General features: G+C 71.0%; 12 protein-coding genes and 1 pseudogene. 3 read left to right on the forward strand and 10 right to left on the reverse strand.

Features of this window, described 5'->3' with window-relative positions:
- The coding region (gene smc, locus NX1_RS29525) for a chromosome segregation protein SMC (RefSeq protein WP_068066543.1) at positions 1-2,421 on the reverse strand (2,421 nt) is incomplete at its 3' end.
- Between the two features lie 459 nt (positions 2,422-2,880).
- Between smc and NX1_RS29530 the strand changes: the two genes are divergently transcribed.
- Positions 2,881-4,227: a hypothetical protein gene (locus NX1_RS29530; protein WP_068066546.1), complete on the forward strand. Its 1,347-nt coding sequence runs from the start codon at positions 2,881-2,883 to the stop codon at positions 4,225-4,227.
- 62 nt (positions 4,228-4,289) lie between these two features.
- On the opposite strand, the gene NX1_RS29535 is transcribed toward NX1_RS29530, so the two are convergent.
- Both NX1_RS29535 and NX1_RS29540 read right to left on the reverse strand, forming a co-directional pair.
- On the reverse strand, positions 4,290-5,234 hold the full coding sequence (locus tag NX1_RS29535; RefSeq protein WP_068066549.1) for a DUF4231 domain-containing protein: 945 nt from the start codon (positions 5,232-5,234) through the stop codon (positions 4,290-4,292).
- A gap of 111 nt (positions 5,235-5,345) precedes the next feature.
- Positions 5,346-5,774 (reverse strand): DUF1707 SHOCT-like domain-containing protein, encoded by a 429-nt coding sequence (locus tag NX1_RS29540; protein ID WP_068066552.1) that lies wholly within the window; start codon positions 5,772-5,774, stop codon positions 5,346-5,348.
- A 178-nt stretch (positions 5,775-5,952) separates the two neighbouring features.
- Between NX1_RS29540 and NX1_RS29545 the strand changes: the two genes are divergently transcribed.
- Positions 5,953-7,038 carry an S-(hydroxymethyl)mycothiol dehydrogenase gene (locus tag NX1_RS29545; RefSeq protein ID WP_068066555.1) on the forward strand — a complete coding sequence of 362 codons (1,086 nt, stop codon included), beginning with the start codon at positions 5,953-5,955 and terminating at the stop codon, positions 7,036-7,038.
- Positions 7,035-7,661: an MBL fold metallo-hydrolase gene (locus NX1_RS29550; protein ID WP_068066558.1), complete on the forward strand. Its 627-nt coding sequence runs from the start codon at positions 7,035-7,037 to the stop codon at positions 7,659-7,661. The genes NX1_RS29545 and NX1_RS29550 overlap by 4 nt, the downstream gene beginning before the upstream one ends.
- Before the next feature lie 39 nt (positions 7,662-7,700).
- On the opposite strand, the gene NX1_RS29555 is transcribed toward NX1_RS29550, so the two are convergent.
- The 7 genes and pseudogenes from NX1_RS29555 to NX1_RS29585 all read right to left on the reverse strand — a co-directional run.
- Entirely contained in the window at positions 7,701-8,150 is a 450-nt protein-coding gene (locus NX1_RS29555) for a DUF350 domain-containing protein (protein ID WP_068066561.1), read from the reverse strand.
- Positions 8,151-8,206: 56 nt separating this feature from the next.
- Positions 8,207-9,373: a glutathionylspermidine synthase family protein gene (locus NX1_RS29560; protein WP_068066564.1), complete on the reverse strand. Its 1,167-nt coding sequence runs from the start codon at positions 9,371-9,373 to the stop codon at positions 8,207-8,209.
- A complete protein-coding gene (locus tag NX1_RS29565; protein WP_084501845.1) occupies positions 9,373-10,071 on the reverse strand; it encodes a hypothetical protein in 699 nt (232 codons plus the stop codon). Before NX1_RS29565 ends, NX1_RS29560 begins: the two co-directional genes overlap by 1 nt.
- 31 nt (positions 10,072-10,102) lie before the next feature.
- Positions 10,103-10,411: an acylphosphatase gene (locus NX1_RS29570; RefSeq protein ID WP_068066567.1), complete on the reverse strand. Its 309-nt coding sequence runs from the start codon at positions 10,409-10,411 to the stop codon at positions 10,103-10,105.
- Positions 10,412-10,560: 149 nt separating this feature from the next.
- On the reverse strand, positions 10,561-11,028 hold the full coding sequence (locus NX1_RS29575; RefSeq protein ID WP_068066570.1) for an OsmC family protein: 468 nt from the start codon (positions 11,026-11,028) through the stop codon (positions 10,561-10,563).
- Between the two features lie 129 nt (positions 11,029-11,157).
- Positions 11,158-11,880, reverse strand: a complete 723-nt coding sequence (locus NX1_RS29580) for a response regulator (RefSeq protein ID WP_281217402.1) — start codon at positions 11,878-11,880, stop codon at positions 11,158-11,160.
- A 494-nt stretch (positions 11,881-12,374) separates the two neighbouring features.
- Positions 12,375-14,852 (reverse strand): annotated as a pseudogene (locus NX1_RS29585) (sensor histidine kinase); the annotation flags it as partial.
- Between the last annotated feature and the right edge of the window lie 256 nt (positions 14,853-15,108).

Genomic DNA, 15,108 nt, shown 5'->3' on the forward strand with positions numbered 1-15,108 from the left:
GGTGCGCACGGCGAGCCTGGCCTCCACCTCCATGGAGCGCGCCTCGGCCAAGGCTGCGGCCGCCTCCTCGCGGTCGCGGCCCGCGGTCTCGGTGCCCGCCGCGCCGAGGCCGTCGGCGTCGATCTCGGACTGTTCCAGCTCGGCGTGCCGCAGCCGGTCCTCCAGCTCGGCCAGCGCGGCGAGCGCCTTCTCGCGCCCTGATTCCGCCTCGGTGCGCTGGGCGGCGAGCCGGTCGCTGTCGGCTTGGGCCGCGCGGGCCGCCTGGCCGAGCCTGCCGAGCCGGTCGTAGATGGCCATCAGCGCCTGATCGGATTCGTGCAGCGCGAGCAGCGCGTGATCCACCGCCTCCTTGCGATCGGCCTGTTCGGCCAGCGCGCCGGACAGCGCCGCCTCCAGTTCCTCCGCCCGCCGCTGCGCCCCGACCAGCTCGGCTTCGGCCGTGTCGATATCGGCCTGGATCTCCAATTGACTTGGGGCGCGGTCGGATCCGCCGAGCAGCCAACCGGTGCCGGTGAGATCGCCGTCGCGGGTGACCACCCGCAGCTCGGGGCGGGCCGCGACGAGTTCGGTCGCGGCCGCGAGGTCGTCGACCACCGCGATACCCGCGGTCAGCGCGCCGATGGCTGCCCGCACCGACTCCGGGCATTCCATCACGTCGGCCAGCCACCGGGCCGGACCCGGCAGCGGATCGCCGGTCGAGCGCGCGGATTCGGCGGCGCCGAAAACCAGTGCGGCGCGGCCACCGTCGGCCGCTTTGAGCGCTCGCACCGCCGCGTGCGCGGCATCCTCGGTGTCGGCGGCCACCGCATCGGCGAGCGGGCCGAGCGCCGCGGCGACGGCGGCCTCGAAGCCGGTGTGTACCCGCAGCAGTCCCGACAGCGGGCCGACCAACCCGTCGGCGCGGTTCTCCACCAGCCAGGCGGCGCCGTCGCGACGGGCAAGGCCCATGCCGAGCGCCTCGATGCGCGCGGACAGCGAGGCCACCCGCTTGCCCGCGTCGCGATCCTGTTCGCGTAGTTCGGTGACCCGCTGGTCGGCCAGCTCGAGCGCCTGCACGGCGTGCTCGTGCTGGGCGTCGAGTCCTTCCTCGCCCGCGTCGAGCTCGCCGAGTTGGTCCTGCACGCTGTCGAATTCGGCCTGGGCGGCCTCGCCGCGATGTCTGGCCTCGGTGATCGCCACCGACAGCCGGGCGATCTCGGCGTCCACCGACTGCGCCCTCGTCCGCAGCGTGTCGACCTGACCGGAGAGCCTGGCCAGGCCCTCGCGCCGGTCGGCGATCGCGCGGACGGCGGCCAGGTGCGCCTGTTCGGCGGCCTTGGCGGCGTGCTCGCGTTCGGCCAGCTGATCCCTTGCCGCCTCCAAGGTCTCCACCGCGATCTCGACCGCCTCGCGCAGCTCGGCCTCCTCGGCTTCGATGCGGTCTGCCTCGGCCTCCAGCTGATCGGGGTCGCGGCCGGTGCCGACCGTCGTCTCGGTGTCGAGATGGCGGGCCCGGTCGCCCGCGATGCGGATGGTCGCGTTCACCCGCTCGGCCAGCGCCGAGAGCTGGAACCAGATCTGGGCCGCGGCCTCCGCGCTCGGCGTGAGCTTGGACAGCTGGAACTCCTGCTGCGCCAGCGCGGCGTTCGCGGCGTCCAGCTCGGTCTGCACGGTGATCTGCTGTTCGCGGGCGTACGCCTCTTTGCTCTGCTGACTCTCCAGCTCGCCGCGGCGGGTCACCAGGTCGTCGGCCGCCAGCCGCAAGCGCACGTCTCGCAGGTCGGCCTGCACGGTCTGCGCGCGCCTGGCCACCTCGGCCTGCCTGCCCAGCGGTTTGAGCTGGCGGCGCAGTTCGGTGGTGAGGTCGGTCAGGCGCGCCAGATTGGCCTGCATCGCCTCCAGCTTGCGGACCGCCTTCTCCTTGCGCTTGCGGTGTTTCAGCACGCCCGCGGCTTCTTCGACGAATGCGCGCCGGTCCTCGGGGCGCGATTCCAGGATCGCGGAGAGCTGGCCCTGTCCGACGATGACGTGCATCTCCCGGCCGATGCCGGAGTCGCTCAGCAGTTCCTGCACGTCCATCAGGCGGCAGGTACTGCCGTTGATCTCGTATTCGCCCGCGCCGTCACGGAACATGCGCCGGGTGATCGACACCTCCGCGTAGTCGATGGGCAGCGCGCCGTCGGAGTTGTCGATGGTCAGGGTGACCTCGGCGCGGCCGAGCGGGGCCCGTCCCGCCGTGCCCGCGAAGATGACGTCCTGCATCTTGCCGCCGCGCAACGCCTTCGCCCCCTGCTCGCCCATCACCCAGGTGAGCGCGTCGACGACGTTGGACTTGCCGGAACCGTTCGGACCCACCACACAGGTGATGCCGGGTTCGAAGCGCAGCGTCGTCGCGGACGCGAAGGACTTGAAGCCCTTCAACGTCAGACTCTTCAGGTGCAAATTCGACGACCTTTCCGTGCGCGGTGGCCGGACATATCCCCGCGGGGCGACCAGCCATGGTATCCGCCGGTCGCGGCAGTGTTTGTCGGCGGGCGGCGCACCGCGTCGGGGATGGGGTTCGACGCGACCGGTCCGATCCAGGTTAACGAGTCGGCAGGGGATGTCGCGCATTTCGATGTGCTCGAGGTTTGCCACGAACGCGTCCCGACGCCATCGCGCACGGTCGCCTCGGAGCCGGTCGAGCCGGGATCGGTCGCATCGCGCCGCATCAGGCGGTGCGCGAGGCCGCGTCGGCGAATCGGGGCCGAGCGTAGCCGTCGCTGGCTGGTAATCGACCGGCATCCACCGGGCTCGCGTCCGCCTGTTGTACCGAAAACCTACGGTCTCCCACCGAAGGGCTCCTGCGCTTACGATCCTGTCTGATTTGGCGGCAAGTCTTTGTTCGGGAGCAGTCAGCGGATGCGCGCACCTTCGGTCGACACCGGCACCGCCCTCCGGCTTGCCCGGATCGCCGCGCTCGTCGTCGGCTGTCTGCTGTTCCTGCACGCGTGCGAACGCACCAGGCGGGTCATCCCGGCCGACGTCTGGCTCGAGCTGGCGATCGCCGCCGCGCTCGGCGTCGGCGCCATGGTCGTGGCCTGGTTCGAGATCACCCGCGCCGAAGAACTGGAAGAAGAAGATGACCTCGGACTCGGTGCGGATGAGGCTCGCCCCGCGGAGACGCCGAACGAGTGCCGTATCGAGTCCGAAGGCCGCACGGTGCGCGTCCGCATCGCGAAGTCGGGAAATCTCGTACTGCACGGCCAGGACCACGACGGATTCCATCCTGGCCACGAATGGTCATGGACCTTCCGGCCCGACACCTTCCCCGCCATCCGCGCCGCGCTCGGCGGCGACCACGAGACCGATCTGATCGAACTCCTGAAAGACGTCGTTCTCGACGCGGGCCCGGAGATCAGGGACGACCCCGGCGCCTGGCTGCGCGCGCACGGCATCGCCGCCGCCTACCGCGAGAAGGGCGACCACCCGAGCCGCGTCACCACCAAACTGCCGATCTTCCGCGTCGGCATGCGCAGGGTGCCCGAGGCCGAGCGAGCGGCGGCGCACCCCCGCGGCCGCGCCGCCCGTGTGGCGGACGAAGCAGCGCCCGAGCGGGCACGGGCGAGAACGCCTCGGGAGACGGTCGCCGCGCGCGCCGACGGGAGCGCCGTCGCGTCCCGTCGCGCTGCATCGGCCCCCGCCTCCCGGCGGTCCACCCAATCCCCCCAATCCCCGCAGTCAGCGCAAGTCACCCGATCCCACCGCGCCGCAGTGGAACCCGAATCCGCGGACGACCGCCCCGCTCTGCCCCGGCGCAGCCGCACCACCGACGCGCCGCAACGGGCGGCCACCCGGCGCACACGGTCCGCCAACGACGCCGGGGAACCGGCATCGGACCGGCAGGCGCCCGAACGCGCCGCTCGCCGGACGCGCCATCTGGACGCGCCGCCCTCCGTACCGGTCGACCCGATCGCACCGGAACGGAACGGTCGTCCGTCCGCCGCGGACCTACCGTCGCGCGAGCGCGGCGCCGCGCCGCAACGCCGTCACATGCCTGCCGCCTCGGCACCGTCCGCCGCACCGCCGAAGCGCATGCCCGCGGCGGCCGTCGCCTACGAGGCGGCCGCCGACCGTGGCGTCTCTCCCCGGCGCAGACCCGCCGCGGCCGCCGCGCACGAGGCCGCCCTCGAAAACCGCCACTCCTCCGAAGCGTCCGAGCGCAGCTACCCGCCGCCACCCGAGCGCCGCGCGCACCGCTACCGGTGACCAGCGCCTCGGCCCGACAGTCGGTAGTCGGCGCGGCGAGGATCTGCCGACGAACAGGCCGTTCATCGTCCATTCGGTTGGGGCTCGGCCCATTTCGCCACCCACGTCTCGTTCTGGTCGGCGATCACCGTTTCGCAGTCGTCGACGAAGGCCGTCCACCGTTGTTCGTCGGTGGGTGAACCCTCCGCTCGCCACTCGTGCAGTATCTGCCCGAGCCGCCGGGCCGTCGCGGAGTAGCTCATCACCAGGAACTCGTACCGCCGTCCCGCCAGGTGACCGGCGACCCCCGCGCCCAGCGTGGTCAGCACCGCGACCCATGGCGTGATCAGGGAAGCCCAGCTGGTTCGGCTCGAGCCGGACGAGGCGCCGACGAGGACGGCGGCGATGGCGGCGACCACCGTCGCCGCCAGACCGAGCAGCAGGGCCGCCCGGCGCCATCGCCGCGACCGCGCGGCGTACTCGCGTGCCCTCCGCCCGTAGTAGTCGGTGATCTGTCCCTGCACGCGATCCCGGACGTAATCACGGGGCGTCAGCACCGGTGGCGCGCCGGAGCCCGTGCACTCGGCGGCGTGGTTCTCCGCCAGGAACGGCAGCAAATCGTCCGCGCCTTGCTCGATCTCGCCGACGGCCCGGTGCAGCCGGAGCAGGGCATCGCCATCGTGAAACGGGCGTGCCCCGGCTCGAAATCGGTAGATCACCTGTTTGATGTTCTCCGCGACGGCGCGGGCCCGGGTCCAGCGACGCAGCTCGGCGGGAGTGAGGAAATGCGCGGCGAGGAACGTCCCCGTGGCGAGGGCGACCGCGCCCAGAGTGGCGACCACGAGCTGCGGCAGGCCCGAGTTCCGCAATACGGTCGCCGTCGTCGCCGTGGCGATCGCACCCGCCCCGCTGAGGCAGAGGACGGCGATCCGGGCGCGGTCGGCACGCCGTTTCGCGGCATCCGCGGCGCGGGCCCAGCGTGCACGCCGCGCCCACAGCGCCGCGACGACCTCGTCCTCGGCGCTCATGACGCCCTACTCGGCTGCACGCATCGTATTGTCGCCTGCCGCAATGGCGCCGTCCGGTAAATCAGCGGCGTAGGTGGCGCCGGGCATGCGGCGACCGGTCCTGGCGAGGGACTACTGGCGCGCCCGCTTGCCGCCGCGGCCGGACTCCCAGCCGGTGAGCACGCGGAAGGCCAGCACCGCGCCCCACGGACCGATGACCCAGACCGGCCAGAAGTAGGTGAACTCGCCGACGCCGATCGAGATGGCGGCCCAGATGATCAGCACCAGAACGCTGACGCCGAGCCAGCTGCCGCCCTCGATGCGCTGCCACACCGGGATTCGCGGGCGCGGGTTGGATTGCGCGGCGGAGTCTTTCGAGAGCTTCGGCAGGTCGGAGAGCACCAGTTGCAGGTCGTCGCGGGTGGCCGAGCCGTAGACGCGCGCGACCCGCTGGTCGTATTCGGCGAGGTCGATGCGGCCGTCGGCCATGTGCCTGCCGAGGAGCCGCACGATCTGATCGCGTTCGGCATCGGAGGCGCGGGTACCGGTCGAGATGTCCATGCCAGTTCCTATCGACGATTCCACCCTCCACAGTGGAATATTGAAGATAGCGTGCACCCTCCAATATGGAATGTCAAGTCCGGGCGGCCCGACTTCGTCCGACAGCCCCACGCGCGGCGCGCGGCACGGCAAGATGGTTCGGGTGCCAGAGGCGGCATGCGAGCTTCGAGGAGGATTCGTGTCCGAAACCGTGCGCGGCGTCATCGCCCGAGCCATCGGCGCTCCGGTCGAACTGGTCGACGTCGTCATCCCCGATCCCGGTCCGCACGATGTCGTCGTGCGGGTGCAGGCCTGCGGCGTTTGCCACACCGACCTGCACTACCGCGAGGGCGGCATCAACGACGAGTTCCCGTTCCTGCTCGGCCACGAGGCGGCGGGTGTGGTCGAGACGGTCGGCGCAGCGGTCACGCACGTGTCTCCGGGCGATTTCGTGGTGCTGAACTGGCGCGCCGTCTGCGGCGAATGCCGCGCCTGCAAACGCGGGCGTCCCTGGTACTGCTTCGCGAGCGACAACGCGAGCAAGAGGATGACCCTCACCGACGGCACCGAACTCAGCCCCGCGCTCGGCATCGGCGCCTTCGCCGACAAGACGCTGGTGCACGAAAGACAGTGCACCAAGGTCGATCCCGAGGCGGACCCGGCCGTCGCGGGGTTGCTCGGCTGCGGCGTGATGGCGGGCATCGGAGCGGCCATGAACACCGGCAACGTCTCGCGCGGCGACACCGTGGCGGTGATCGGCTGCGGCGGCGTCGGCGACGCCGCCATCGCGGGCGCCCGGCTGGCCGGTGCGCGCACCATCGTGGCGATCGACCGCGACCCGCGGAAATTGACCTGGGCCAAGGAGTTCGGCGCCACCCACACCGTCGACGCGAGCGCCGAGGACGTGGTCGCCCGCGTCCAGGAGCTGACCGACGGCTTCGGCGCCGACGTGGTGATCGACGCGGTCGGCCGCCCGGAGACCTGGAAGCAGGCCTTCTACGGCCGCGACCTGGCGGGCACCGTGGTGCTGGTCGGCGTCCCCACGCCCGACATGACGATCGAGATGCCGCTCATCGATCTGTTCTCCCGCGGCGGCGCGCTGAAATCCTCCTGGTATGGCGACTGCCTGCCGGAGCGCGACTTCCCGATGCTGGTCGACCTGTACCGGCAGGGCAGGCTGCCGCTTGACCGCTTCGTCACCGAGCGGATCGCGCTCGACGAGGTCGAGCGGGCGTTCACCGCCATGCACGCGGGCGAGGTGCTGCGCTCGGTGGTGGTCTGGTGAGCGCCCGCATCGACCGGGTGGTCACCTCGGGAACCTTCTCCCTCGACGGCGGGACCTGGGCGGTCGACAACAACGTCTGGCTGATCGGCGACGACCGCGAGGTGCTGGTGGTGGACGCGGCGCACGACGCCGACGCCATCGCGGACGCGGTCGGCGGACGGCACGTCGTCGCGGTGCTGTGCACGCACGGCCACAACGACCACGTCACCGTCGCGCCGGAACTCGGCGATCGGTTCGACGCGCCCGTCCTGCTGCATCCCGCGGACGAGCCGCTGTGGCGGATGACTCACCCCGAGGCGGGCTACCGCTCGCTCGCCGACACCGCGCGGATCTCGGTGGCGGGCATCGAGATCGAGATACTGCACACGCCGGGGCACTCGCCCGGGTCGGTCTGCCTGTATCTGCCGGAACTACACGCGCTGTGCACCGGCGACACGCTCTTCGCCGGCGGTCCAGGCGCTACCGGCCGCTCCTACTCCGACTTCGGCACCATCATCGATTCCATCCGGGACCGGCTGCTCACGCTGCCCGAGGAGACGGCGGTGTACACCGGGCACGGCGATGGCACCACCATCGGCGCCGAGAAGCCGTCGCTGGCTGACTGGATCGCCCGCGGCCACTGAACGGGGCGCGGCGCCGAGACGAACCGCGCCGCTCGCCGGTCAGAGAATGGCGACGGCCACGACGAGGCCGAGCGCGAAGTGCGCGGCCGCGACCACGAGCACCTCGGTCGTGAAGCTCTCCGAATGCAGCGCGGCGCCGATATCGATGCCGAGCACCCGTTCGACGACCCGCACCGAGATGACCTGGGCGACAATGCCGACCAGACCGAACACCAGCGAGGCGATCAGCCCTTCGGCCAGCTTGCCCCCGGACGAGTAGATGGCGAGCACGACGATGAACGCCATGCTGAGCATGCCGGCCGCCGTGACGATGATCGCGTTGGGCTTGCCCTCGGCCACCAGTCCGCGCAGGGCGCCCGGGGTGGTCAGGTCGATGGCATAGAAGCCGACGAGCATGAGCACTAGGCCGACCAGGGCGTAGAGGACGATCGCCCCTACGCCTTCGCCGAGCGCGCTCCAGTACCCCGATTCGAGGGCGACTGCGGTCATCGTGGTCCTTCCGGATGTGTTCGGTGCTGGTGCGGTGGTCTGTGGTGCTCGCGCACCTATTCGGTGGGTATGCGGTGCGGAACGAACGCCGCGCCGTCGTCGGTGATCAGCCCCGCGGTCTCCCTGATGCCGAGGCCCGCGGCGGTGTCGCCGACGATCCAGGCGCCGAGTACCGGCCGCATCTCATCGAATTCCGGGAGCGGATCGAGCAATTGGTACACGAAACCCTCGGCGCCGTAGACGCCGCCGGTGGCGGTCTCCAAGCCCGCGCCGACGATGGTCATGTTGGCGCCCTCGCGGCCGAGCTTGGGTTTGCGGATGTACTCGGTGAGTTCGTTGGGCTGATCGAGGTAGGCGGGCAGCAGGTTCGGGTGCCCGGGGTACATCTCCCACAGAATCGCCAGGATCGCCTTGTTGCTGAGCAGCGTCTTCCACAGCGGCTCGATCCACATGGTCTGCGGCAGGCTCTGCACCACGCGCTTGCCGAAATCGTCGTCGAGCACCCACTCCCACGGGTAGAGCTTGAAGATCGATTCGATCGGCGCCTCGGCCAGATCGACGAAACGCTCCAGCTCCGTATCGAATCCGATTTCCTCGATGGGCAGCGCGATGGTGTCGAAGCCCGCCTCCGCGGCGGTCTCCTGCATGTAGGCCGTCGTGACGTTGTCCTCGCCGGTGGCGTCGGCCGAGGACCAGGTGAAATGCAGCTGCGGCGAGGGCAACTTGTCGCGCAGCAGGCCCCAGCGCTCGACCAGCTTCTCGTGCAAGGAGTTCCACTGGTCGTCGTCGGGGTACAGCGCGGTCAGCCAGTGCCACTGCACGATCGCCGCCTCCAGCAGCGAGGTGGGCGTATCGGCGTTGTACTCCAGCAGTTTCGCCGGGCGGCGCGCGTCGTAGCGCAGGTCGAAGCGGCCGTAGACGTGCGGGTCGCCGCGCCGCCAGGATTCGGCGATCGGCCCCCAGCTCCATTCCGGCAGACCGAAATCCCGGAACCGCTCGGTCAGCACGACGTGCTCGACGGCGTTCAGGCACATCGAGTGCAGCAGTTCGACATCGGCTTCCAACGCGAGGATCTCCGGCATGTCGAACTCGTAGTGCACAGACTCGTCCCAGTACGGGCGCGGCTGACCGCTCGCGTCACGGCCCGGCGCGCCGTAGACGAGCCCCTGCCCCTCGATGATCCGCTGCCAGTCCTGGCGCGGTGTTCCGCGGACGCGACGCATCAGGAACCACCGCCGCCGGTGCTCTTGCTGCCGAGACCACCGCGCTGAATGGTGGTGCCGGACTTCGTGGTGATCTGGGCGCCTTTGGGTTTCAGCGTGGAGCCGCCGACGGGCGGCTTGCCGACGGTGTTGCCGCCGCCGTAGTAGTAGCGGTACTGCGGACCACCGCCGTAGATGATGATCGGACCCGCGTGGCTGTACGAACCGCCGTTGTCGTCGACGAAACCAGCCTGGCCCGGCTGACAGTACTTGTCCTCGACGACGATCTCCTGGCCGTTCTCGGTCCGCACGCAGTAGGCGGTGACCTCGTCCGGCGCGGTGAGCGCCCGGTACGCCAGATATCCGCCGCCGACGAGTCCCGCGACGCCCACGATGGCGACGCCGCCGATCAGCACCCGCTTGCGGGTGCGCTTCTTGGCGTCGGCCGCCGCCTGCGCCGCGCGCTGCGCGTCGGCGGCGCGCTTGCGGGCCTTGTCCCTGGCTCGCGCCTCGGCCACGGTCGGCGGACGCGGCTGGGTGACGCCGGGTTCCTGTCGCTGGATGCTGCCCGGCCGCGGGCCGGGTGGCTGCGGTGATTCCTGCGGGCCCGGTACGTCCGGCGGTTCGGGCACATTCAGCTCAGGTGTGGTCCACTCCGGCTCGGCGGCGGGTTCGTCAGGACGCCGTTGTTCCCCGTCGCCAGGATTCTGCGTGCTCACCGCTCCCTCCCCATGGCCTTCGGAACCACCACTAACGCTCCTCGAATCCGGACGAATCTCCCCGCGGGGGCTCCCAGCTTTCCACAACCAAGGTCACCCGGCCAGGAGTATCGCCCGATCGCAGCAGTTCCAGCAAACGCTCGCACGCCGCGCGGCTGCCCTCCGCGATCACGTGCACCCGGCCGTCGCTGGTGTTGCGCGCTGACCCGACCAGGCCGAGCTCCAGCGCCCGCGACCGCGTCCACCAGCGGAAACCGACGCCCTGCACCATGCCGTGCACCCATGCGGCGAGCCGGACCCGGTCGGTGGACGCGGCCGCGCCGTGCGGAGTCTCAGTCATCCGATCAGAATGCCGCACCGGCCGCCCCGCGCGGGCGCAGGGGGCCGGACGTGGCGAGCGCCCGGCCGCGCATCACCGCAGCCGGGCGCTCGAGACGTCGGGATGCGACTGCCCGCCACCACACGCGAGCAGCGGACGTCGCCCTCCCGTCAGGAGTCGATATCAAAGGAGAGGGTGACCTTGCTGCCCGCCTTCAGCGTGCGGCCGACGGTGCACACCTTGTCGATGGCGCGCTGCACGGTCACCAGCAGCCGCTCGCGCGCCTCCTCGTCCAGTTCGCTCAGGTCGAGCTCGAACACCTCGTCGAGCTGCGGGTAGACCTCGTTCTCCCGGTCGGCGTCGCCGGCGACGCGAATGGTCGCGTCGAAGTTGTCGCCCAGCTTGCGCGAGAGCGGGAAGTCCGCGCTCAGTCCCGAGCAGGCGGCGAGCGCGATCTTCAGCAACTCGCCCGGCGTGAACACGCCTGGCACGCCTTGCGATCCGATCAGTACCTCCGCGCCGCGGGAGCTGCGGCCGGTGTAGGCGCGGGTGCCGGTGCGCTCGACCCAGAGGGTGGTCGGCTCGGCGGTGGTCGATGCCGTGGTGGCGGTCGCAGGGGCAACGGTCGGTTCAGCCATGGGTTCGATCCTGCCATCTTCGTCGGGAACGGCTCACGCCTGCCAACATCGCACGGGCGGACGCCATTCCTGGCTGCGATCTCGGCCACACTCCCGCTCGGCGCTCTCGGGCGAAGTCGGAACGCGTGATCAGACCTGGAAGCGGTACCCCATGCCCGCCTCGGTCAGCAGGTGCCGCGGCCGCGAGGGATCGTCCTCCAGCTTGCGCCGCAACTGCGCGAGATAGACCCGCAGATAATGGGTTTCGGTGGCGTAGGACGGACCCCAGACCTCCCGCAACAGTTCCTTGCGGCCGACCAGTTTGCCCTTGTTGCGGACCAGCATCTCGAGCATCCCCCACTCGGTCGGGGTGAGATGGACGGGTTCGCCGTTCTTGGTGACCTTCTTGGCGGCCAGGTCGACGGTGAACGAATCGGTTACCACCACCGGATCGGACGTCTCGCCGTCGGTCGCCCCGCGGCGCACGGCCGCCCGCAGCCGGGCCAGCAGCTCGTCCATACCGAACGGCTTGGTCACGTAGTCGTCGGCGCCCGCGTCGAGCGCCTCCACCTTGTCTGTCGAGTCGGTGCGCGCCGAGAGCACGATCACCGGTGCGCTGCTCCAGCCGCGCAGTCCGCCGAGCACCTCGATGCCGTCCATGTCCGGCAGTCCGAGGTCGAGGATCACCACGTCGGGATGCTTGTCCGCGGCCGCGCGCAACGCCGCCGCTCCGGTACCGGCGGTGATCACCTCGTATCCGCGCACCGACAGGTTGATCCGCAGCGCGCGCACGATCTGCGGTTCGTCGTCGACCACGAGCACCTTGATCGACGGAGCCTGCGCCGCGCCGGCCTCCGGCTTGTCCTCGCTCACCGCGAATTTCCTTGCGGCCCCGCCTGCTTCGACACCTTCCACCACCCTCGTCATCCGTGCGCGTCCCCGCCCCGCGCCGAGTCCTCACCGTTCCTGCCATCCTCCCCCGCCCCGACCCGCTCCCCCGAAGCCGCGCCGGACGACGAGCGCCCGATCCCGGAGGCGGAGGGGTACCACTCGCGCGCCCCGGCCCTTCCGCTCATCACGGGCACGATGTCTTCGCCCGCCGCGGGCACAGTGTCGCGGCCCGCCGACGTCCGGTCGCGACTCTGCTCCGTCGCTTCGCCGGACCCCTCACCCTCGCTCGCCGCAGGCACAGCGGCTCCGTCCGCCACGGACCCGGTGTCGGCGCGCGCCGTCGCTCGGTTGCCATTCCGTCGCTCCGGCGCCTCGCCGGAATCGGCCCCGTCGCGCACCGCGCCGCCCGGCTCGCGGCCGACGGCCGATACATCCGCGCCGGCCACCGCACTGGCCACCGTAAGGGCCGTATCCGCGGCGGGCAGGTCGACCAGCATCGTCAGTCCGCCGCCCGGGGTGGGTTCGCCGCGCACGACGCCGCCCATCGCCTCGACGAAACCGCGCACCACCGAGAGGCCCAGCCCGACGCCCGTGGTGTTGTCCCGGTCGCCCAGCCGCTGGAACGGCTCGAAGAGCTGATCTTCCGTACCGGGCGGCACGCCGGGCCCGCGATCGACCACCGCGATCGCGACGTGGTCGCCAGCGTGTTCGGCGGTCACCCGGACGGGGGTGTCGGGCGGTGAGTGGCGAATCGCGTTGTCGATCAGATTGGCCAGCACGCGCTCCAGCAAACCCGCGTCGGCCAGCACCGACACCTCGCCAACGGACACCTCCACCCGATTCAGCGCGGCGCGGCGCAGGCCGCGGGCGCCCATGCCGACGCTCACCAGGGCGCGGTGCGCCACTTCGTCCATGTACACCCGCCGCAGCTGGGGACTCACCACGCCGACGGCCAGTCGCGAGGAGTCGAGCAGGTTGCCCACCAGCGCGGTCAGCTGGTCCACCGATTCCTCGATGGTCTCCAGCAATTCGGTGGTGTCCTCCGGCGAGAACTCGATGTCGTCGCTGCGCAGACTCGACACCGCGGCCTTGGCGCCCGCCAGCGGCGTCCGCAGATCGTGGCTCACCGCCGAGAGCAGCGCGCGGCGCAATCGGTCGGCCTCCAGCAGCGCCGCCGCCGCGCTCGCCTCCTCGGCCAGCTTGGCCTGGCGCACGAGTCCCGCCGCCTGGTTGGTCACCGCGTTGAGCACCGGCAGGTCGGCCGCGTCGAGCGGGCGCCCGGCCAGCAACAGCGAACTGGTGCCGTCGCCCGCCTCGATGACGGTGTCGGCGTCCCCCGGCCGCTCCGGCGGTTCGACGCCGACCCGGACTACGACGGTTCCCGCGCACACCATGCTCACCGCACGCAGCCCGAACGTCTCGCGCACCTGCTCCAGCAGGTTGGGCAGATCGGCGCCGTGCAGCACGGCACCGGCGAACATGGTCAACAGCTCGGCCTCCCGAGACGCCTTGCGCGCCTGCCCGGTTCGCTTGGCGGCGACGTCCACCAGCGCGGCCACCGCGAGCGCGACGAACAGCATCACCACCACGGTGACGAAGTTGTCCGGTTCGGCGATGGTCAGGCTGTAGCGCGGATCGGTGAAGAACCAGTTCAGCAGCAGTCCCGACAGCAGCGCCGAGAACGCGGCGGGCAGCACGCCGCCGAGCAGCGCGACCGCGACGACGCCGATGAAGAACACCGCACTCAGGCCGCCCAGCTGGAGGAGGTCGTCGAGCACGGCGGCGCTCAGCACGCACACGAGCACCGGGACCAGGATGGCGGCGGGCCAGGCGAGCGCGGGCTGACGCGGAACGAGTCCCCGCCAGCGCAGGCCGCGATGGGCCTCCTCGTGGGTGACCATGTGCACGTCGATCTTCCCGGAGCGCTGCACGACGGCCGAGCCGATGCCCTCGTCGAAGATGCGCGCCCAGCGGGAGCGCCGCGAGGTGCCGAGCACCAGCTGGGTGGCGTTCACCTCGCGGGCGAATTCCAGCAGCGTGCCAGGCACGTCGTCACCGGTGACGGTGTGCAGCGAGGCGTCCAGGCTGGCGGCGAGTTCCCGCAGCCTGGCCAGCCGTTCGGTCGACACACCCGCCAGCCCGTCGCCGCGCACCACGTGCACGACGATGAGATCGGCGCTGGATTTCGTCGCGATCCGGCTCGCCCGCCGCACGATCGTCTCCGACTCCGGGCCGCCGGTCACCGCGACCACCACGCGTTCGCGCGCCTCCCACAGCTCGGTGATGTGGTGGTCGGCACGGTATTTCGCCAGTGCGGCGTCGACCTGGTCGGCCAGCCACAGCAGCGCGAGTTCGCGCAGCGCGGTCAGGTTGCCCGGCCGGAAGTAGTTGCGCAGCGCGGCGTCCACCTTGTCGGCCGCGTAGACGTTGCCGTGGGAAAGCCTGCGCCGCAACGCCTCCGGTGTGATGTCCACCAGTTCGACCTGTTCGGCGCCGCGTACAACGGCATCCGGGACCGTCTCGCGCTGGGTGATCCCGGTGATCCGCTCTACGACGTCGTTGAGGCTCTCCAGGTGCTGGACATTGACCGTCGAGATGACGTCGATGCCCGCGTCGAGCAGCTCCTCGACGTCCTGCCAGCGCTTCTGGTTGTCGCTGCCCGGCGTGTTGGTGTGCGCGAGTTCGTCCACCAGCACGACCGCGGGCGCTCGCCGCAGTACCGCGTCCACATCCAGTTCCGGGAAGCGCGCGCCGCGGTAGTCGATGATCTTCGGCGGTATCCGCTCGATACCCGCCAGCAACTCCTCGGTCTTGGCCCGGCCGTGCGTCTCCACCACCGCGGCCACCACGTCGCGGCCGCGCTCCAGCCGCCGGTGGGCCTCGCCCAACATGGCGTAGGTCTTGCCGACGCCGGGCGCTGCACCGAGGTAGATCCGTAGTTGGCCGCGCTTCACATGTCCATCATCGCTCGTTCGAGCATCCACGCCGCGAATCCCTCGGATCAGGCGACGCGCCGCACCGGCCCTCACGCATCGAAACTAGGCGCCGAGCCCCCCGGCCGACCGCTCCGGGATGCGACGGGCACCGCCCGCGCGTCCGTCCCGTGCAGCGCGAACGCGCGAATGATCAACGCGCAACACACGAACCCGAGAAGCACCGCGACGGTGACGGGAGACATAGCATTCCTTTCCACAGGGCGAGCCAGGCGCC

The organism is Nocardia xishanensis NBRC 101358 (assembly GCF_001613365.1).
Taxonomy (GTDB): Bacteria; Actinomycetota; Actinomycetes; order Mycobacteriales; family Mycobacteriaceae; genus Nocardia; species Nocardia xishanensis.

Bases quoted from the DNA above. Each gene is read 5' to 3' on its own strand.
- NX1_RS29555 (WP_068066561.1), bottom strand. From the start codon at position 8,150: ATGACCGCAGTCGCCCTCGAATCGGGGTACTGGAGCGCGCTCGGCGAA.
- NX1_RS29560 (WP_068066564.1), bottom strand. From the start codon at position 9,373: ATGCGTCGCGTCCGCGGAACACCGCGCCAGGACTGGCAGCGGATCATC.
- NX1_RS29530 (WP_068066546.1), top strand. From the start codon at position 2,881: ATGCGCGCACCTTCGGTCGACACCGGCACCGCCCTCCGGCTTGCCCGG.
- NX1_RS29535 (WP_068066549.1), bottom strand. From the start codon at position 5,234: ATGAGCGCCGAGGACGAGGTCGTCGCGGCGCTGTGGGCGCGGCGTGCA.
- NX1_RS29575 (WP_068066570.1), bottom strand. From the start codon at position 11,028: ATGGCTGAACCGACCGTTGCCCCTGCGACCGCCACCACGGCATCGACC.
- NX1_RS29540 (WP_068066552.1), bottom strand. From the start codon at position 5,774: ATGGACATCTCGACCGGTACCCGCGCCTCCGATGCCGAACGCGATCAG.
- NX1_RS29570 (WP_068066567.1), bottom strand. From the start codon at position 10,411: ATGACTGAGACTCCGCACGGCGCGGCCGCGTCCACCGACCGGGTCCGG.